Source organism: Nitrosopumilus oxyclinae (assembly GCF_013407165.1).
Classification (GTDB): Archaea; Thermoproteota; Nitrososphaeria; order Nitrososphaerales; family Nitrosopumilaceae; genus Nitrosopumilus; species Nitrosopumilus oxyclinae.
The window spans coordinates 236,689-256,230 of sequence record NZ_CP026994.1 but is presented as its reverse complement, the minus strand read 5'-3'; the positions used below and the strand labels follow the sequence as shown (position 1 = coordinate 256,230).

General features: G+C 33.4%; 22 protein-coding genes and 2 tRNA genes. 9 read left to right on the top strand and 15 right to left on the bottom strand.

The genetic code is table 11. From position 1 onward, the window contains the following. Nucleotides 1–5: 5 nt before the first annotated feature. The 5 genes from C5F49_RS01530 to C5F49_RS09565 form a co-directional block, all read right to left on the bottom strand. Nucleotides 6–1,493 carry an acetyl-CoA carboxylase biotin carboxylase subunit gene (locus C5F49_RS01530; protein ID WP_179363003.1) on the bottom strand — a complete coding sequence of 496 codons (1,488 nt, stop codon included), beginning with the start codon at nt 1,491–1,493 and terminating at the stop codon, nt 6–8. Nucleotides 1,494–1,499: 6 nt separating this feature from the next. Further along, a complete protein-coding gene (locus C5F49_RS01525; protein WP_179363002.1) occupies nt 1,500–3,047 on the bottom strand; it encodes an acyl-CoA carboxylase subunit beta in 1,548 nt (515 codons plus the stop codon). A gap of 101 nt (nt 3,048–3,148) precedes the next feature. Then, nucleotides 3,149–3,460 carry a hypothetical protein gene (locus C5F49_RS01520; protein ID WP_179363001.1) on the bottom strand — a complete coding sequence of 104 codons (312 nt, stop codon included), beginning with the start codon at nt 3,458–3,460 and terminating at the stop codon, nt 3,149–3,151. Continuing rightward, nucleotides 3,457–4,614 (bottom strand): AAA family ATPase, encoded by a 1,158-nt coding sequence (locus C5F49_RS01515; RefSeq protein WP_179363571.1) that lies wholly within the window; start codon nt 4,612–4,614, stop codon nt 3,457–3,459. Before C5F49_RS01515 ends, C5F49_RS01520 begins: the two co-directional genes overlap by 4 nt. 8 nt (nt 4,615–4,622) lie before the next feature. Continuing rightward, on the bottom strand, nt 4,623–5,738 hold the full coding sequence (locus tag C5F49_RS09565) for a hypothetical protein (RefSeq protein ID WP_246275356.1): 1,116 nt from the start codon (nt 5,736–5,738) through the stop codon (nt 4,623–4,625). A gap of 83 nt (nt 5,739–5,821) precedes the next feature. Between C5F49_RS09565 and C5F49_RS01505 the strand changes: the two genes are divergently transcribed. The 3 genes from C5F49_RS01505 to C5F49_RS01495 all read left to right on the top strand — a co-directional run bounded on the left by C5F49_RS01505 (nt 5,822) and on the right by C5F49_RS01495 (nt 7,869). Then, nucleotides 5,822–6,622: an inositol monophosphatase family protein gene (locus tag C5F49_RS01505; protein ID WP_179363000.1), complete on the top strand. Its 801-nt coding sequence runs from the start codon at nt 5,822–5,824 to the stop codon at nt 6,620–6,622. Nucleotides 6,623–6,754: 132 nt separating this feature from the next. Continuing rightward, nucleotides 6,755–7,597 carry an FAD-binding oxidoreductase gene (locus tag C5F49_RS01500; RefSeq protein ID WP_179362999.1) on the top strand — a complete coding sequence of 281 codons (843 nt, stop codon included), beginning with the start codon at nt 6,755–6,757 and terminating at the stop codon, nt 7,595–7,597. 104 nt (nt 7,598–7,701) lie between these two features. Next, nucleotides 7,702–7,869, top strand: coding sequence for a DUF1059 domain-containing protein (locus C5F49_RS01495; RefSeq protein WP_179362998.1), 168 nt, complete (start codon nt 7,702–7,704; stop codon nt 7,867–7,869). A gap of 5 nt (nt 7,870–7,874) precedes the next feature. Here C5F49_RS01495 and C5F49_RS01490 read toward each other — a convergent pair whose 3' ends face one another. The 3 genes from C5F49_RS01490 to C5F49_RS01480 all read right to left on the bottom strand — a co-directional run bounded on the left by C5F49_RS01490 (nt 7,875) and on the right by C5F49_RS01480 (nt 9,978). Next, nucleotides 7,875–8,951 carry a glutamyl-tRNA reductase gene (locus C5F49_RS01490; protein WP_179362997.1) on the bottom strand — a complete coding sequence of 359 codons (1,077 nt, stop codon included), beginning with the start codon at nt 8,949–8,951 and terminating at the stop codon, nt 7,875–7,877. A gap of 9 nt (nt 8,952–8,960) precedes the next feature. Then, complete coding sequence (locus C5F49_RS01485; protein ID WP_179362996.1) at nt 8,961–9,764, bottom strand: hypothetical protein; 804 nt, start codon at nt 9,762–9,764, stop codon at nt 8,961–8,963. A 136-nt stretch (nt 9,765–9,900) separates the two neighbouring features. After that, nucleotides 9,901–9,978: transfer RNA gene (locus C5F49_RS01480), tRNA-Asp, on the bottom strand. A gap of 96 nt (nt 9,979–10,074) precedes the next feature. On the opposite strand from C5F49_RS01480, the gene C5F49_RS01475 reads away from it, so the two are divergent. After that, nucleotides 10,075–10,148, top strand: a tRNA-Lys gene (locus C5F49_RS01475). Between the two features lie 18 nt (nt 10,149–10,166). Here C5F49_RS01475 and argH read toward each other — a convergent pair. Beyond that, nucleotides 10,167–11,624: an argininosuccinate lyase gene (argH, locus tag C5F49_RS01470; protein ID WP_179362995.1), complete on the bottom strand. Its 1,458-nt coding sequence runs from the start codon at nt 11,622–11,624 to the stop codon at nt 10,167–10,169. Between the two features lie 49 nt (nt 11,625–11,673). Here argH and C5F49_RS01465 point away from each other — a divergent pair, with 49 nt between their 5' ends. Further along, nucleotides 11,674–11,997 (top strand): metal-sulfur cluster assembly factor, encoded by a 324-nt coding sequence (locus C5F49_RS01465; RefSeq protein WP_179362994.1) that lies wholly within the window; start codon nt 11,674–11,676, stop codon nt 11,995–11,997. Here the strand turns inward: C5F49_RS01465 and C5F49_RS01460 are convergent. From C5F49_RS01460 to C5F49_RS01445, 4 genes are read right to left on the bottom strand one after another with little or no spacing between them, the layout of a single operon-like run. Next, the gene (locus tag C5F49_RS01460; RefSeq protein WP_179362993.1) at nt 11,994–12,749 is read right to left on the bottom strand and encodes a succinate dehydrogenase/fumarate reductase iron-sulfur subunit; all 756 of its coding nucleotides are present in this window, start codon (nt 12,747–12,749) and stop codon (nt 11,994–11,996) included. The genes C5F49_RS01465 and C5F49_RS01460 overlap by 4 nt on opposite strands. Nucleotides 12,750–12,751: 2 nt before the next feature. After that, on the bottom strand, nt 12,752–13,096 hold the full coding sequence (locus C5F49_RS01455; RefSeq protein ID WP_179362992.1) for a succinate dehydrogenase/fumarate reductase transmembrane subunit: 345 nt from the start codon (nt 13,094–13,096) through the stop codon (nt 12,752–12,754). A gap of 1 nt (nt 13,097) precedes the next feature. After that, the gene (locus tag C5F49_RS01450; RefSeq protein WP_179362991.1) at nt 13,098–13,529 is read right to left on the bottom strand and encodes a succinate dehydrogenase/fumarate reductase transmembrane subunit; all 432 of its coding nucleotides are present in this window, start codon (nt 13,527–13,529) and stop codon (nt 13,098–13,100) included. Continuing rightward, on the bottom strand, nt 13,530–15,242 hold the full coding sequence (locus C5F49_RS01445) for a succinate dehydrogenase/fumarate reductase flavoprotein subunit (RefSeq protein WP_179362990.1): 1,713 nt from the start codon (nt 15,240–15,242) through the stop codon (nt 13,530–13,532). A gap of 141 nt (nt 15,243–15,383) precedes the next feature. Here C5F49_RS01445 and C5F49_RS01440 point away from each other — a divergent pair, with 141 nt between their 5' ends. Together C5F49_RS01440 and C5F49_RS01435 are read left to right on the top strand one after the other, a co-directional pair. Beyond that, the gene (locus C5F49_RS01440) at nt 15,384–15,815 is read left to right on the top strand and encodes a hypothetical protein (protein WP_179362989.1); all 432 of its coding nucleotides are present in this window, start codon (nt 15,384–15,386) and stop codon (nt 15,813–15,815) included. Nucleotides 15,816–16,206: 391 nt separating this feature from the next. Beyond that, entirely contained in the window at nt 16,207–17,400 is a 1,194-nt protein-coding gene (locus C5F49_RS01435; RefSeq protein WP_179362988.1) for a DDE-type integrase/transposase/recombinase, read from the top strand. Here the strand turns inward: C5F49_RS01435 and C5F49_RS01430 are convergent. Together C5F49_RS01430 and C5F49_RS01425 are read right to left on the bottom strand one after the other, a co-directional pair. Continuing rightward, nucleotides 17,397–17,651 (bottom strand): hypothetical protein, encoded by a 255-nt coding sequence (locus C5F49_RS01430; RefSeq protein ID WP_179362987.1) that lies wholly within the window; start codon nt 17,649–17,651, stop codon nt 17,397–17,399. The genes C5F49_RS01435 and C5F49_RS01430 overlap by 4 nt on opposite strands. A 7-nt stretch (nt 17,652–17,658) precedes the next feature. Beyond that, complete coding sequence (locus C5F49_RS01425) at nt 17,659–17,856, bottom strand: type II toxin-antitoxin system HicB family antitoxin (RefSeq protein ID WP_179362986.1); 198 nt, start codon at nt 17,854–17,856, stop codon at nt 17,659–17,661. 228 nt (nt 17,857–18,084) lie between these two features. On the opposite strand from C5F49_RS01425, the gene C5F49_RS01420 reads away from it, so the two are divergent. After that, nucleotides 18,085–18,594 (top strand): PadR family transcriptional regulator, encoded by a 510-nt coding sequence (locus C5F49_RS01420; RefSeq protein WP_179363570.1) that lies wholly within the window; start codon nt 18,085–18,087, stop codon nt 18,592–18,594. A gap of 81 nt (nt 18,595–18,675) precedes the next feature. Continuing rightward, nucleotides 18,676–19,521: an isocitrate lyase/PEP mutase family protein gene (locus C5F49_RS01415; RefSeq protein ID WP_179363569.1), complete on the top strand. Its 846-nt coding sequence runs from the start codon at nt 18,676–18,678 to the stop codon at nt 19,519–19,521. The last annotated feature ends 21 nt before the right edge of the window (nt 19,522–19,542 follow it).

Below are 19,542 nucleotides of genomic sequence, written 5' to 3'. Positions count from 1 at the left end.
TATCATCAATCCAACTTGTATTTCCAGTTTGAACTAGAAGAAGAGTTTTTTTGTATTCTACTTTTAAAGAATTCAGAATGAACAATTGCTGCAGCAATAGCAGCTTCACTCTTCTCAACTTTTTCTTTCTTTAGATCTTCAGTTAATTTATCAATCATACCATAACGTTTCAAAAAGTCAGTAGATAGATCACCTTTTTTGTATTCTTCTGAATTCAAAATTGTCTTGTAAAGAGGGATAGATGTTTCTACACCTTGGATGTAAAAATCATTTAGAGCCGTAAGCATACGAGTTCTTGATTCATCAAAAGTTTGTCCCCATGTACAAAGTTTAGCCATAAGAGAGTCATAAAATGGAGATACTGTACATCCAGGATACAAATAAGTATCACATCTCACACTAGGTCCAGATGGAATTGTTACATCTGGGACTGGTCCTGTTGAAGGAGCAAAGTCCAAGAATGTGTCTTCAGCATTAATTCTACATTCAATTGCATAACCATTCATTTTGAGATCTTTTTGTTTGAATGGTAGTGGTTCACCATTTGCAATATCTATTTGAAGTTTAACAAAATCCAATCCAGAAACCATCTCAGAAATAGGATGTTCTACTTGCAACCTAGCATTAATTTCAATAAAGTAAAATTCGCCATTATCTGCTCTTAAGAATTCAGCAGTTCCTAAATTAGTATAATCAACTGCTTCTGAGGCTTTTACAACTAATTCACCTACTCTATCTCGTGTTTCTTGATCAACTACAGGAGAAGGTGTTTGTTCAATTAGTTTTTGGTTTCTTCTCTGAATTGAACACTCTCTTTCAAAAATATGAACAGCATTACCATGTTTGTCTCTACACATTTGATATTCAATGTGTCTTGTTTTTTCGAGGAATTTTTCAACAATTATAGCAGATTTTCCTACAGCAGAAATAGATTCACTTGTAACAGTTTCAAAACCTTCACGTAATTCGTTGTCATTTGTAACAATTCTAATTCCACGACCTCCACCACCATAAACTGATTTCAACATTACAGGATAATCAATATCATTTGCAATTTTCAATGCCTCTTCTACATCTTTTACAAGTCCTGGACTTCCAGGAACTGTTGGTACTTTGGCTTTAAGCATTGCAGCTTTGCATTGCATTTTATCACCACAAAGATCCATGGATTTTCCTGATGGTCCAATAAAGTTTATGTTATTTTTTTCACAAGTAGTTGCAAAATCAGAATTTTCAGAAAGAAATCCATATCCCGGATGAATTGCATCAGCTCCTGAAGACAAAATAACTTCAAGGATTTTTTCTTGATTGAGATAAGATTTTGCAGGAGATGCTTCTCCAATATGATAAGCCTCAGTTGCTTGTTTCACATGTAAAGAGTCATAATCTTCATCAGAATAAACTGCAACAGTCTTAATTCCCAGTCTCTTACATGTTCTAATTACACGTAAAGCTATTTCTCCTCTGTTTGCGATAAGTACTTTTTCAATCATATCTAATCACAAATTAATATTCCCATGTTTTCTTGGTAATTGTTTTACTCTTTTATTTTCTAACATTTCAAGTGCTTTAATCAACATAGGCCTTGTTTCAGCAGGATCAATTACATTATCTACAGTTCCATGAGATGCTGCAACATATGGATTTTCAAATTTTTCTGCAAATTCATCAATTAATTGTTTTTTTAGTGCCTCAGCATCTTCAGCCTCAGAAAGATCTTTTCTATACATTATTTTTACAGCAGCCTCTCCACCCAAAACAGCGCATCTAGCAGTAGGCCATGCATAATTAATGTCAGTTCTAAGATTTTTACTTCCCATTGCAATGTATGCACCACCATATGCCTTTCCAATAACTAAAGTAATTCTTGGAACAGTTGCTTCACAGTATGCATAAAGTAACTTGCTACCATGTCGGATGATACCATTATGTTCTTGATTAGAACCTGGCATGTATCCAGGAGTGTCCACTAAAGTAATGATTGGAACATTGAAGGAATCACAAAATCGAATGAAACGTGCTGCTTTATTTGATGAATCAATGTCAAGTGCACCTGCAAGAACAATAGGTTGATTTGCAACAATACCAACAGTCTTACCATTCATTCGTCCAAAACCAACTACAATATTTGCAGCAAATAATTCATGTACTTCAAAGAACTCATGATTGTCAACAATCGAGTTAATGATTTCTTTCATATCATATGGTTGTAAAGGATTTTCCGGAATGATATTGATCAAATTATGATCCATTCTATTTGGATCATCATCTGTTTCAATTTTTGGTGGTGCTTCAGTATTATTTTGAGGTAAATATGAAATTAGTTTTTTGATATAATCCATGCACTCGTATTCATTTTGTGCTACAAAATGTGCAACACCACTTTTTGAACCATGAGTCATTGCACCGCCAAGATCATCAAATGAAATTTCCTCACCTAATACAGTCTTGACAACATCTGGACCTGTAACAAACATTGTTCCTACTTTTTCAACCATAATTACAAAGTCAGTCATTGCTGGAGAATATACAGAACCACCTGCAGATGGACCAATACTTGCAGTAATTTGTGGAATTACTCCTGAAGCTAGTTGATTATGATAAAAGATATCTGCAAATCCATCAAGACTCATTATTCCTTCTTGAATTCTGGCTCCACCAGAATCCATAATACCAATTATTGGACAACCTGTTTGAACAGCATGATCCATTAGTTTACAGATTTTTTTAGCTCCCATCTGACTAAGTGTTCCACCAAGTACAGTGAAATCATATGCAAAAACAAAGATTTGTCTTCCATGTACATTTCCATAACCTCCAACAACACCATCAGTGAAGAATTTCTTTTTCTGCATATCATATTCGTGATAATGATGTGTGGTTAATGGATCAATTTCAGTAAAAGTACCTTCATCAAGTAAGAGATTAATTCTTTCACGAGCAGTTAATTTGCCCTTGTCATGTTGAGCCTTGATTCGATCTTGGCCTCCGCCTTGTGATGCTGCATTATTCTTTTTAGAGTATTCTTCAATCTTTTCAGAATGCACAGTATTCTAAAGCATGAAGGTTTCCTATATTAATTTAATTTGAGATAATTTAGATATAGAATTTTTACAAAAATTCAAAGATCATTGTTTTTTTTAGAGTTTCAGGAGTTTAGAAGTAAAAATTTCTTGTTTACCGATTTTTGATAAGAGCTAAAAGCATCTTTTTCTTCACTACATTTCTTACATATGCACAATTGAGAGACATTTGGTAAATCACAAATTTCTTGGAATTCACATTGAGAACAACCAGCTGGTCCCCCACATACTATACATTGTAATTCGTTAGTTTGGGCACATTTTTCATGTTTAACACCCAAGCCTTTTGCCCATAACCCAATTTCATTGACAGGGATTTTTTCATTACAAACGATACAAGTTCCAGGAAATTTCATGGGGATTTTTCTCCAACTCATTTTATTAGTTCAATCTCCTTTTCAATAATATCTCCAAATGTTTCTTCCAATTCCAATTCTAGAGTTTTATTTTTGATACAAAATAAAACATATGGCAAACATAAAGTTACAAAAGAACTAGAAGATAAATGTAATTTTCTTGCCATAACATTTGATAGTGACTTTATTTTTGCACCATCCCAACGAATTCTATTTAGTAAAGGCCACGATAAATTGTATTTAGAATATCTTATTCTATCATCATTTTGATATAATTTAATCAAAGTATCATTCAGATATCTAAGTAATCTCCAATTTTGAGTTTTCATTATTCTTCCAAAAAGCATATCTGCAGTAGATATTATTTCTAAATATTTTGCAAGAGTTTTGGAATCTAATTCACTAGTAATAATACTAGAATAGAATGCATTAATTTTTTCCCGTGGATCAATTTGCATAGAATAAAGAACACTACGAGCTTCTTCAATTGAATTTGCTTTAAAGAAAGCATTTACCCCATCTTCCACATTAACACTTTCAAAAGATTGATCAGTTTGAGGATTGAATCCAGTTACTAAAGACTGTGTAAGATTAATCATTGAACGAACATCACCTTTAGATTTATCAATCACTTTGATTAATGAACCAGGACTAAGTTTTGCACTTTGTTTTTTCAAAATATTTTCAAGATACACTCTCAATAATCGAGGAGGAATTTTTTTAAATTGAATTGTTTTTACAACTTTTTTGATACTTTTCATTTTATCAGAATCATCACTGTTTGCAGCAAGAACAATTGGGACCGTAGGTTCTTTTAAAATATCAACTAGTGCAGATGCTCCACCATAATCACTTCTACCATGAATACCATCTACTTCATCCACAAAAATCATCGGAGTTCCCAAAACACTCACATTTCCTAAAACAGGCATGAGAATTTCATTTATTCTTGATTTACTTCTAACATCACTGGCATTAAGTCCAATCATATCATAACCGAATTGTTTAGCAACAAGATATGCAATGGTAGTTTTTCCAATTCCAGGAGGACCAACTAAAAGTAATGGCTTTGTGCCTTTTTTCCATTTTACAAACCATTCAGTTATTGCTGCCCGGGCTTCTTCATTTCCAACCATATCAGAAATTATCTGAGGTCGGTATTTTTCAGACCACATCAATGTAATCACTTGGGAAGTTTAGATTGATACTCTGACCATTTGTTAGCCTTTTGTAATTTATTATACCAATATTGATTGTAGTGTTCAACTGTCAAAAATAAGAATTCTAAAAATTCTTTATGAGAGAAATTATCAGGTAGTAATTCAAGTGTAAGTCTTGCATCTTGTAAATACAGATTACTTTTTTCTAAAGTAACTTCAAATCCTTTCTTTACATCATTTGCCAATAATGAATAGTAAAGTGGCCATGAAGGTATTTTTACAAACCCATTCTTAATTGAATCTTCAATTTCATTTCCACATCCAACACCTTCAGCAGCTCTTGCCATACCTAAATAGAAAATTTCTCCCAGTGGTCTTTCTGCTAAAGCCATGTTTCTTCCAGCAGTTCCCATAACTGCACGATATTTTTTGTAAGATAGAGTCATCTCTTCTTCAGTAATTTCAGTCGGTTTTGATTTTAATTTTTCATCTAAATATTGTCCAATTCTTGCATCTTCAAAACCTGCCTCAAATTCTTTTAAAACTTGTTCACCACCTTTTGAAATTTTATCCCTAGCCAATTTCAAAATATATGGATTCATTAGTTTGTAATCATCAAGAAATTCTAAATCTTCATCTTTGTCTACGATTCTATCCATAGGTTCACTTAGATCAATTGCAAGAATATGCCCTTCAACCATATCTTGTTTTAATTTAGAATCTTCTCTTCCAGAATATTCTGCTGCTGCATCAAATAATCCATTAAAAACAGGGAAAGTCATTTTTACAAAATTTGAATTTAAAATTCGATTGACTCTATCTTGCATTACTTCAATACTATCTAATTTTGACTTAATAGGCTCAATTTCAGATGCATTTAGTATAATTTCAGTAGAACCTACTTCATTTCCAAATGCCTGTTGTGTGGCATTTGGATTTGTGTCAGATTGTATCTCATGTAATAATCCTTTAGCAAATCTTTCTGCAAAGTTTGGGAATTGATTTTCAGTTTCTTCTTTGTATTTGTTAAATAATTTGTAACCTTTAGACTTGAACAAAGCTTGTTTTATAATCTGCTTTCCAGGTTTAGTACTCATCAAAGATTCTTTACTAATTACAGATTGATCTTTGCCGCTCACAAACGTTAAGCTTTTTTATTGTTATTTATGCTTTCAAACTAAATTTTTTCTTCACTTAAATTACGAGCGACTAGATTGCCAACATGGAAGTATTAGAAATTCTTCGTGAAGCTTCAAACCGAATTTATAAAAATGTGAAAGATCTTGCAGGGACAAATGATGCTGCAGGGGATTTTGGTGTAGGAGCAGGTGGAGATATTTCAAGAAACATTGACATTGTTGCTGAAAAAACTGTTTTAGATTATCTAAAAGAAATTAACTTCGAGTGTATAGTATTAGGTGAAGAATGTGGACGAGTTGAATTATCTAAAAATCCAAAAGGATTTGTCATCATGGATGCAATAGATGGTTCTGCAAATGCAGTGAGAGGCGTTCCTTTTTTCTGTAGTTCATTAGCATTTGCAACAGAAAATAAGCTTAGTTCAATTACAGATGGTGTTATTACAAATCTTTCAAACGGTGAAATGTATTGGGCATCTAAAAATAAAGGTGCATTTTATAACAATAAACAAATTAAAGTTCATAAAAAAGATCCAATCTACAAAATAGTTGGAATTAACACATCAGGCTCATCAATTGAATTAATGAATAAATTACATCCAATTTTTGAAAATTATAATCATACTAGACATTTTGGTGCAAATGCACTTGAAATGGCAATGTTTGCAAGAGGACTAATGGATATTTTTATTGATTTAAGAAATAAAATTAGAATTCAAGATATTGCAGCAGGATATGTAATTGTTAAAGAGGCAGGAGGAATGTTACTAGATGCAAATTTGAATCCACTTGATACAGATCTAAGTTATGAAACAAGAGTTTCTTTCATTGCTGCTGCAAATCAAGAAATTCTTGATGAAATAATGTCACAAATCAATAGTTAAATTTTTAGAATAAAAAATTGAAAAATCATGAACAGTTTGATAAATTATTGACATTTCTGGGTTTCTAATAGATCTCACAAGTTAGATACTAAGAGAAATATATTTAACCAAAGTCAGGAAAAAACTTCTTGTATGGTAACTGAGATGAAAGCAAAAGTCGTCTATAGGGAGTTACTTAAAGAAGATCTGGTAATTATCAGATTAGTTCCAGAAAAAGGAATGCCAGAATACAAGACAGGTCAATTTTTGACGATAGGTCTTCCAATTCCTGCAGAAAAAAAAGTTGTCAGAAGAGCATATTCTATTGCATCACATGCAGAAAATAGAGATTATTTTGAATTTGTAATTAGATGGGTAAGAAAACCACTTCCAGGTCGTGTAACTACTGAATTATTTTATCTAAGTGTTGGTGATGAAGTATCTCTCGGAGATCCAACTGGAGCTGCATTGCAAATTAGTGACAAGTTACCTAACGGACAAAAAGATAACAGAAGAATAATTTGTGTAGGTGGAGGCACAGGTTTAGCACCATTCATTGCATTTGCAAAGCATTTTCACGATACCAATGATAAACGAGAAGTAGTTATTCTTCATGGGGCAAGTTATGTCGATGAGTTAAGCTACAAACGACTATTAACAGATTTAGAATTAGAAAGTGAGAAAAAAGGTAGGGATAAATGGAATTTTCGATATAGAGCAGCAATTAGTAGACCAAAAGAATTTTTCAATAGATCTTGGAATGGTCATGTAGGCAGAGTTGAATCATTCTTCAAGCCGGATAAAAAATCAGGATTATCACCTGTTGAAGAAATGGTAGGAGAAGAATTAACGCCAGATAATACCATCATCTACATTTGTGGGTATCAAGGAACAATTGATGGGGTAATTGAACACCTAGGTCCAAAAGGATTTGTTACTGAGCATGAAAAGAAACCAGATGGAAGCTTTGGTATCAAGTTCGAATCATACGGATAGAAATTCAATTAATTTTAGTCAATTTTTCTCTTAGAGATTTCTGATGTAACTCATTTCAAATAACTTACCTGTGGATTTTTATATTGATAATTTTTCACAAAGATATGACAAAACTCAAGTGTAATGATTATGGGTTTGAGTGTGATTTTGTATCTGAGGGAGAAACAGAGTCAGTTATTGACGAATTTAGAAAACACACAGATGAAGAGCATGGAATAGATTATTCTAAAGAAGCAGTTATGCAATTCCTCTTAAGAAAACAAGGAATATAGAAGATTTAAGCGTCCAATCTTTTCATTCTAGCAGATAAAACAGGTAGTTCTTTTTCTATGATTTTCTCTACTGCAGGAACAATACCCACTCTAGCTTTTACGCTTTCTTCATAAAGTTCTGCTATTTGATCTCGGAACAATAATTTGATTCCAGGTAGTGCTGTAATTCCCTCATCAACAGTTCGTGGTTCTGATAAATCTAAAATGAGCGTACCTTTTTTCTTTTCTTCCATAACTAATCGAATTCGATCATATGTAATTAAGAAATAATCACAAGTTGTTGCAACAAAAATAATGTCGTATTTATCAAATCCTATTAAAACATCATTGAAATCAACAGGGGTTCCTCCAAGAATTGTTGAAAATCCAGTAGCACGCTCTAAACTTCGACTTGCAACATCAAAAGGAATTTCTTTTTTACTCAAAGTTTTTGCAAGCATAGCTGCAGGCTCACCAGTACCAATTATCAACACTTTCTTTTTGGAATCAAGACCTGCTTTTTCATCAACAAGTTTTACTGCAACATCACCTAATGAGACAACATCTTTTGCAATACCAGTAGTATCTCTCATCCTAGTAGCTAATCTAATAACACTTTCAAATAATTTATTGAGAATATTACCTGAAACACCCGCATTCTTTGCATCCGTTAAGGCCTTTACAATATCATCAAAAACACTTTGCCATCCAACAACTAACGAATCCAATCCAGATGCGAGTCTTAATAGATTCAAATAAACATCATCTCCCTTGTAAACTTCAAGTGTTTGATCAAAGTGATCTATGTCAATTTGTTCTAATGATGACAGAGATACCCAAGTATCTTTAACTTGATTTAAAACAAGTGCTTTACCTTCTGCTCTTCTTGCATCAGGAGAATCATCAGTTTCAACATTACTTACTGTAAATATTTCTACTCTAGTTGCAGTTTGAATAATAATACATTCTTCAACACCAGGTATTTTTTTAAATTCTGCACATGCTGCAGGAACATCTTTGAAAGTAAATTTGGATATTGTATGAATTGGAACATTTTTGAAAGTTACTCGTGCATTTATTACATCAAAAGAGATTTGACTCAAATCATTCACCTATGCTTTAATCTTGTCCCGACCACCTTTGGCAGTTCTAAAAACATTCATCCCTAAATAGAAATTTTCATGTAAAGATTCCAAGTAAATAATTTGATTCTCTGTTTCTTTAATTTCTTTTTCGTCTGGATCAGGATTATTTTTTAATTGTTCAAGTTTCTGTTTCATTTCTTCTAGGAATGAACCAACTCCACGTTCATAATTTGAAACACCAGCAAATTCGGGACTAAGAACATGTTGAGGAACATATGCAGGAGTTTGATCCTGTGGAATTTCAGCTATTCTAGTAAGTGATTCCTGTTCATCTGCTGAAAGAATAGGTCTTGGGAAACGGTCTTTTTTATCTAACCAAAATTCAGGCTCACCCATATCTCGTCTAAAAATTTCTTCACCTTGTCTCTTGAATGTGTAATCTGATTTTGCAGCAGCATCTGCTTTTACTTCAGCTGCTATTGCTTTGTATTCTTCTTCAGCTGCTGCTTCGGCTTCTGCTTTTGCTGCATTTGCTTTAGCGAGGGCCTCTTTTACTGCCATTTCTGCTTCTTCAACTGCTTTAGCTGCAGCTTCAGCTTTTGATGTTGCTTCTTCTGCCACCTTAACTTGGGCAACTTTAACTTCATCAATAGCATCTTTTACAACAATTTCTGCTTCTTCAACTGCTACGTCTGCAACTTCAGTTTTGGATATTGCTTTTTCTGTTGCTTTAGATTCTAAACTTACAGTTTCATCTGTAGATGACTTTTTAGATGTTGAATCGTCAGTAGATTTTGCTTCAACTTTAGATTCTTTTTTCTCCTCAGACATCAAAATTTACTAAAATTGCCTGAATTTTAATATTCTTGTGAGATTCATCAGCAATCTATTCCTTATTCAACAATATTTTCTAGAAATTTTATTCTGATCGGTGTAAATGATATCAAAATGTATAAAATGAAAATAATGGCGCCCTCGGCGGGATTTGAACACGCGTCTCAGCCGTGACAGGGCCGAATTCTAGACCGGGCTATACTACAAGGGCACAAATTCTTAGAGTCAAAATGCCAGATTAAAAGTTTCTGTCACAACAAAATCTTTTGTAAAAGACTAAATTATACAATTAAGGCATTTTTTACGAGGGTCTATGGCGCAGCCAGGTAGCGCACCGGACTTTTAATCCGGTTGTCAAGGGTCCGAATCCCTTTAGACCCGCTCTCTATTCTTTATTCATCAAATGATTGCTTTAACTTGCTTTTTCAAATCATCAATACATGCATTAATTTTATTTTCTCTTTGCAATACATCAGATCTGTATTGATTAATTTTTAGAGTTCTATCAGATATCATTCTTTTCTGTTCATCATAGCCTGAAGAACCAAAAGATTTTCTGTCTTTAAGAGATGAAACAACAGTTGTAGAAGATATGATTTTTGAGACTATCTTTGGATCAACTTTTGTGTCAGCCACTGATTTTTTTATTTCAGACAAGCTTAATTTTGAAATAGGTTTTTTTAAATTATGAGCCAATTGAACTAATGCCCCGGAAATTTTATGGGTTACTCTAAATGGAATTCCTTCTTGAACTAATTTTTCAGCAATATCTAACGCAATTAGATTACTAGACTCTGTAACTTTTTTCATTTGTTTTTCATTTACTTTTAAAGTTAGAAGAATTGATTTTAAAATTAATAATGCACTGATAGAAATTTTTGATGTAGACCAAATAGATGATTTAATTTGTTGTAAATCTCGCCCATATCCTGATGCTAGTCCCTTTACAGTTGTTAAAATTGCAGTTAAATTCCCTATAACTTCTGCAGTTTTACCTCGTGTAAGTTCCAAAATATCTGGATTCTTTTTTTGAGGCATTACACTAGATGGAGATGTAAATTCATCTGATAGTTCAATAAATGAAAATTCAGAAGTAGACCAGATTACGAAATCTTCAGAAATTTTACTTAGGTTCGTCATTAAAATAGAAATCATTGCCACATATTCTGCCACAAAATCGCGTGTACTAGTTGCATCAATTGAATTTTCAACAAGACCATCAAAACCCAACATCTTTGCAGTACTATGTCTATCAATAGGGATACTTGTTCCTCCGACAGGGCCTGCTCCAAGTGGACTTTGGTTTATTCGTTCAAACGTTCCAAACAATCTTTCAAAATCTCGTGTCAAAGCATCAGCATGAGCTAAAAGATAATGAGAAAATAAACCAGCTTGTGCTTGTTGGAGATGAGTGTATAGTGGCATGATTGTTTTTTGGTGATTTTTAGCCACAGATACAAGGGCTTCAATGGTATCTAAAAGACAATTACAAATGATATTGATATCATCTCTTATTTTCATTCGAATATCTAAGACAACTTGATCGTTTCGAGATCTTGCAGTATGCATTTTTCCTCCACTGGCCATTCCAGCTTTTTTTATCACCAAAGTTTCAATAAGCTCATGAATATCTTCTGCACCAGATGAGGCATCAAATTTTTCATTTTTCAAATTCTCTAAAGCACTCAAAATTTTTTTTGCATCAGTATTTGTTATGATATTTTGTTGAAATAACATCAAGGCGTGAGCTTGACTTCCAAGAATATCATAAAGTGCAATTTCAGAATCATCATTAATTGATGAAACATAATCCAAAGTAATATCACTCAAATCAGTACCAAGACGTGAACGATACATTACCTAAGGTTCTATAATGGTTATATATAGCAACGATGGTTTTCACGACATGAGCCAAGATATCAAACTGATGCGAGTTAAAATATTTGATGAGCTATCAAAGATTGTAGATCCAGAAATTAACACATCAATTGTAGAATTAGAATTAATTGATGAAGTTGATATCAACGACAGTAATGTCAAAGTAGATTTACATCTTACAAGTCCATTCTGTCCAGCAGTATTTGGTTTTAAAATTTGCCAAGACGTACACGATAATCTTTTGAAAGTAGAGGGTGTAAAAGATGTTAAAGTTAATGTCTCAAATCATTTCATGGCAGAACAGATTAACAATCAAGTAAACAATAGCCCAAATCCAAAAAAACTAGGTTAACTTCTAAAACCTAGCATATATCCTCGAAGTAGTTGAATTCCCATAGCAGGATCAACTCCTTTTGGACATACTTGACTACAAGAGCCAGCAAAATGACATCGCCAAATACCATGAGAGTCATCAATCATTTTTAATCTAGAATCTTTACCCTTATCTCTACTATCTGCAACATATCGATATGCTTGGGCTAATGCTTGAGGTCCAACAAATGATGAATCAGTTGCCATTGTAGGACATGCAGAATTACACAAACCACATTTGATACAATTTGCAAATTGAATGTATTGTTCTACTTCTTCAGGAGTTTGTAAGAATTCTTTTTCGTCAGATACTAGTTCTGTATCATCTCTAATTAGATACGGTTTAATTTTTTGATGAGAATCAAATAATTTTTCAAACTTTACTGCTAAATCTCGAATTACAGGGAAATTATTCATGGGTTCAACGGTGACAACGTTAGAATCTAATTCACTAATTTTTGTAAAACATGCCAATCTTGGTTTTCCATTAATTATCATTCCACATGAACCACATGTAGCTTGTCTACAAGAATAACGTACTGCAACAGAATGATCAAAATGTTTTTTGACATCAAGGATTGCTTCTAGAACAGTTGTCCATTTTTCATATTTGACATTAAACTCCATAAATTGACTTGATTCATCATGTTCAGGATTGAATCTTGAAATTTTAAGAGTGATAGATTTTGCCGTTGATGATTGTTCATTTGAAATACTAGAAACTTGAGCCATTCCTATACCATCCCCATGTTTGTCATAATAATTGTTCTTGAGCCATATGCTATTAACCCAATCATTCCAACAAGGCAACCATAAGATACAGCTTTTTCATATAGTCTTCCTTGTTTTAATTCAAGTAAAATTACCCTTAATCCATTAAATCCATGAACAGCAAGTAGGACTAGAATTATTTCCAACATTATAGCATATGGAACAAATTTGTAATTTGCTAAAACATTTTCATATTCTAAAGATTCTGCATATCCCATTGTAAGACGCATCAAAATGTGAACTGCCACCAACGCTACGGCTGCCAAAGCAGTCCCATAGTGGATTTTCATTATTGTACTTTCTCTCATTTTATTCACCAAACATTACCGCTAAACCATACATCATTGCAACTGCTGCAAGAACTATTGCAGAATAAATTCCAATTTTATGTCTATAATTTTGTGATGCTGGATCATATGGATAATCAGGTCTTGCAGGTTTTCCTACACCTACTCCACCATGTCCCAACATTACTCTAACACCATTTACAGTATGAAATACACACATTGCAATTACAATTGACATTACGATATGACCTTCAGTACCAGAGATGAGTTCCATGAAATCATCCCAGCCAACCTGACCTCGTAAAATATTACTGGTTTCATAAATATGGCCTATAAAATATGCCAATAATCCCAATCCACTTAATCTCATTAGCAAATATGCTACTCGTTCAATTCCATATCTACGAGGATTGATCATACCTCCAATACCTTCTCTGTGTTCATCGTTTGCCATCTAGTATTTCCTCTCCACTGGCTGGTACTTAGTAATTGTGACTGGATGTGTTTTCATTATTGGTTCATTTGGATCATAGTAAGCAAGAGTATGATGTAAAAAGTTGACATCATCTCGTTTTGGATAATCAGTTCTTGAATGTGCTCCACGAGATTCTTTTCTATTAATTGCACCAAGTAAAACAATCTCAGCTACTCTAAACATAGAATCAAGTTCCATCACATTTGCAAAATTAGTGTTATACTCTTTTGCTTTATCATCGACGTGTTTCCAAGTCTGTTTCTTTAAATCTCGAATTATTTTAAGACCTTCAATTAGATTAGTTTCATTTTTGTAAACATATGCTTTATCATTCATTGTATCAGTTAGTTGTTGTCTAATTTCATAGGGATTGACATCACCATTTCCTCTAAAGATTCCATCATAGATTCTCTTTTCTTCAGCAGCTACAAGGTGATGAGGCCATGGATTCGTAGATTCATTCTTTTGAATATAGTCAATTGCCAATTCACCTGTAATTTTACCCCAAACAATACATTCAGACGTTGAATTTGCGCCTAAACGATTAGAACCATGAACACTATTACAAGCAGCCTCTCCGGCAGCCCAAACTCCTTGAATTTCAGTTGCACCATCAATGTCAGTATGTAGTCCACCCATCATGTAATGACATACAGGTCTGATGTCAAGCAAATCCTTTGCAGGATCTTGACCTGAAAATTTAATTGATATTTCTCTAATTCCACCTAATTTCTCTTTAATCTTCTCATCTCCAAGATGTCGTAAATCAAGTTTCATGCAATCTACGCCAGTTTCATGTTTGAATCCCCTACCCTCTTGAATTTCAGTCATTATTGATCTTGATACAATATCACGTGGAGCTAATTCCATTTTACCAGCTGCATATGTTTTCATAAATCGTTCACCTTTGTTGTTAAGAAGATATCCACCCTCACCTCTTGCACCTTCAGTAATTAGAATACCAGAAGGTAAAATTCCAGTCGGATGGAATTGAACAAACTCCATATCCTTGAGCGCCATACCAGCACGTAATCCCATATCCAAACCATCAGGAGTTGAAGAAAGGGCATAAGTAGAAAAGCTGTACAATCTTCCAGCACCTCCAGTTGCAATGATGAGAGCTTTTCCTTTGATAGTGTAAAATGTACCAGAACTTAATTCAATTGCAGTGACACCCATGAATCGTTTTCCATCATGAATAATTGATGTGACAAACCATTCGTTAAGATATTCAATATTTTCAAATTTTAGACATGTATCATACAAAGTTTGCATTTCAAAGAAACCAACTTTATCAGATGCATATGTAGCTCTAGGAAAACTATATCCACCAAAATTTCGTTGATCAATTCTACCATCATCTCGTCTTGACCATGGCATTCCCCAATGATCTAATTGATGAATTTCCTGTGGCATTTCAACACAAAGTCTTTCAGCAACATCTTGGTCTGCAAGAAAATCACTTCCTTTCACAGTATCATAAACATGAGATTCAATTGTATCACCTTCATCTTCAAAAAGAACTGCTGCAGTTCCACCTTCTGCTGAAACTGAATGTGAACGCATGACTTGAACTTTAGAAACAATTCCAATTTTGAGATGAGGTCCTTTTTTGGCTGCAGCAATTGCAGCTCGTAAACCGGCTAAACCAGAACCACAAATGATTAAGTCAAATTCTATGGAATCTACCATATTTCAGTCAAACTTGCTTTGTACAGGATAAATATGTAGTAATTGGCAGGCATGATCCAAGTTCTGCTACGGAGACGGCTGAAAAATTGTCGTGCTTCAATTCGACTGATACCTATTTTGAGGATCTGAGGAGGTGATTTAATGCAAAAACGTATTCCTAAACCCCGATCGCCAGCCTTATATCTTAGTACATTAGATGATGTATGTAGAGATGAAGTGTGTATGACATCAGAGAAACCAGAATTTGTAAGGAAGACCATCAGCGTAGCTCCTGAAATTAACAAGTGGATACAGATACTGCGTGGAAAAATGATGCAAGATGATCCTATGGAGGAGATAGATTACACAACAGCCGCAAATTATCTTATGGGGTGGGGCATTAATTTTATTCAAAAATATGAAGCAGACGATGAAGACAATGAAGAAATCAGTAAACTTGTAGGTGAAAGAATAGCTCTACAAGAACAAAGCTTGTCTGATGCTTACGAAAATCTATTTCGTGATGAAAATCAAGATAACCATATAGAAAAAATTAATGGTAAAAGGAAAAAAGATTCAGATGTTAAGAAATAATATAATTACAGCACAAGCTGTTTACCCAATTTTTAGTAATCATATCAAAGGAAAAAAGACAGTAGTCAGCCAACTTGATAATGTCGACCTGTGCTAACACGACGGGGTGTCAAGTTGATCCTGTCTTCCTTTGGTATGGTTACAGATATTTTCACAATCTAATATATTTTATCTCGCTTTTGTGACTATTAGCTTCTTACCTTCAACCTTGATTTTTAGGCTCTCATTAGGTGCAAATGGAAATAAACTATCTGTAACTAATGTACTAGGTAAATTCATACTATGTCGATTCCCAACCTTGTAAATTTTAACGTCAGCTTCACTAACCATACTTATTGGTATATACCATGGTATATTAAAATTTATATACATTAATGGTATGTACCATAGTATGTACCAACAGACAAAGCAAGAATTAGAAAGACAAGTTAGAGGCATGGAAATTGCATCTGTTAATCACCCTATCAAAAGAATCAACAAGTTAAATTACAAGATTCGTTCTCAATCTAATGAAGAAATATGGTACAACGTCACAAAAAAGTACGGAAGCAATTTAGGTTCTCGTCAAGACGGTCAATGGATTTGTACCTGTCCAGATTATCGATTCCGACAAATTCAATGCAAGCACATTTGTGCAATTTTATTTTCGAAAAAAATTCGAGGGAAAGTAATCTCCCAAGATGTTGCACCAATCATTATCGGGTCATCTGATAGCATAGAATGTCTAAAGTGTAAATCAGAAAAAATAGTAAAAGATGGCAATCGTCACAACAAGAAAGGATTATCTCAAAAGTATCTTTGTCGTGAATGTGGATATAGATTCGTAGTGAATACTGGGTTTGAAAATTCAAAGAAAGAACCCAAGCTAATTTGTGCCTGTATTGACCTGTATTTCAAAGGAATGTCATTAAGAAAAGTAGCTGATCATGTAAAGCAGTTCTATGGTGTAAGTATCTCAAATGTATCTGTATTAAGATGGGTGCAAAGATTTGCTGATGTAGTGTCTCCTTTTGTAAATTCTCTTTCTCCTCCTCATTTAGGAGGAGTATTTCAGGTAGATGAAATGGTAGTACACGTAAGACGAGAGGAAATAGGAAAAGGACACTATCAGTGGTTATGGAATTTTATGGATGATTCTACCCGTTTTTGGGTAAGTAGTATGGTAAGTCAACGTAGAGAAGTATCAGATGCAAGAAATGTATTTGCAGATGCAAAATCAAAGATAGGTACAACTCATGCAGTAATACATGATGGTCTACCATCATACAACGAAGCTTTCCAAAAGGAATTTTACACTATCAAAAATCCAAGAGTGAAAAATATTCGTTCTATTTCTGTAAGAAATGAGGGATTGAATTCTAGAGTAGAACGCCTTAACGGAACTATGAGAGATAGAGAAAAAGTAATGCGTGGAATGAATACTAGAGAATCTTCACAGAAGATAATTGAAGCCATGAGGATTCATTATAATTTCATAAGAGAACATTCAAGCTTGGGTAAAACTCCAGCTGAACAAGCTGGAATTAAATTAGAATTAGGTGAAAATAAAATTGAATCTTTGTTTAAGATTGCAACACAAAATTAATTTGAAGCTGACATCATATTTATTTCAGCATCAAAGATGGAATCAAAATAAATTTCACTGATGTCTAAATCATCTACCTTTCTTTCAATTAGAGAAGCAGGTAAAACAGGGTAGGACGTATCCAGAATAATTTCATTTCCAGATACGGTGTGAGTTAACAGTTGTATTCCATTCATTGTTTTCCAGTTACTATAACCTAAGCGATTAAAAACACTTAGCAATACGTCTACTCTGTACTCATTCCGTTTCATTGTACTGTCACATTTCAATGGTTTCAGTTTGTAGTTTGTCTTGGAATTCAGGATGTTTTTGCAAATACAACTCAATTGCATCTCTAATTTTTGGTGCAACCTCATCTCTAGTTTTTGCGTAAATACTGACGGGTTTCATCACTGGACAATATGCTATGAATCCATCTGATTTATCGTCATGCTCTACACGATATGTTATTTGCATAATGATAATTCTAGAATGTGGTTATATTAAACTATGATTTCTAATTTGCACTTTTGATAAAATTAGCTTGACTTAATTTTTCTTAATATATGAAATATATGTCATTTTAAAAAATGACGATCTGTTTACTCATATCAGCCGAATTGAAGCACGAGAAGAAATCAGCCATTTTCGTAGCAGAACTATGATCCAAAATATTAAAATATATCACTAGTGATATCACTAGTGATGATTTCTGAGTGGTTTCAAAGAGTAGGAAGCTCAGTCCCAAGAGGATTTTCAAGATATTTCATTTTAGAATTATTAAAAAAAACTCCGCATACTGGGAAAGAGATTATCGATTATGCCGTTGAACAAAGTAATGGAATTTGGAAACCATCACCTGGATTAATTTATCCTTTGTTGGGTAGATTACTAGATGAAGGATTAATTGAAGAAACAAAGGATGGGAAATATCAATTAACACAAAAAGGGAAAGATACGGCAGAAGATGTAGACAAAGTAAATGACATTGTTAAAAAACAACTTGAGGTTTTATTTCGATTAGGAAATGTTGGAAGATTTGTTGCTTTAGATCTACTAGAAAAGATTGCTGCAATGGGATCTATACTAAGTTCTAATTTTGCCAACATGACAGAGGATGAAACCAAAAAATACAAGCAATTTCTAGAATCAGAACTAAAAAAAGTTCAAGAGAAAGAAATAAAGAAAAAAAGTAAAAAGATTGAGATCGAATGATTTGATTCTACTTTATCATCAATTCAATTAAAATCATAAATAATTCAGAAAAAGAACACAATTATGAAAAATTTGAAAAGCATGTTAAAATCAAAAAAGCCACTTGTCATTCCAGGTGTCTATGATGCTTTAGGTGCTAAAATTGCTCAAAAAGTAGGATTTGATGCAATGTTTCAAACAGGGTATGGAACATCTGCCACATTATTTGGAATGCCAGATTATGGATTTATTGGTGCCACGGAAACTATAGATAATGCCAGAAGAATATGTAGAGCAGTACAGGTTCCTGTAATTGTTGATTCAGATACTGGATATGGAAATGCACTAAGCGTTTGGAAATTAGTAAAGGAATTAGAATTAGCAGGAGCATCAGGCATATTCTTAGAGGACCAACGATGGCCTAAACGATGTGGTCACATGCAAGGAAAAGAAGTAATTTCTCAAGAAGAATATACAGAAAAATTATCTGCTGCAATTGATGCAAGAGAAAATAAAAATTTCATCATTGTTGCCAGAACTGATGCAAGGGCAACTGAAGGATTAGATGAAGCAATTGAACGTGGAAAACAAAACAAGAAAACAGGTGCAGATGCTGTATTTGTTGAAGCACCAAGATCAATTGATGAAATGAAGAAGATCGGAAAAGAAATCAACGCCCCACTTGTTGCAAATATGATAGAAGGTGGAGCAACTCCATTAAGTTCAGCAGAATTATTAAGTAAAATGGGGTTTAACATTATTCTCTATCCATTATCTGTTTTGTATGCAAATACATTTGCAACAATGAATATCCTAACTGAATTAAAAAAGTCAGGTAATACTTCAAAGTATAAACAAAAAGTTGTCAATTTTAATCAGTTTAATGACTTGGTTGAACTTTCAAAGTTTGAAAAAATGGAAAATAAGTATAAAAGATCAAAGAAATAATAAAATAAAAAATTTCAAGTA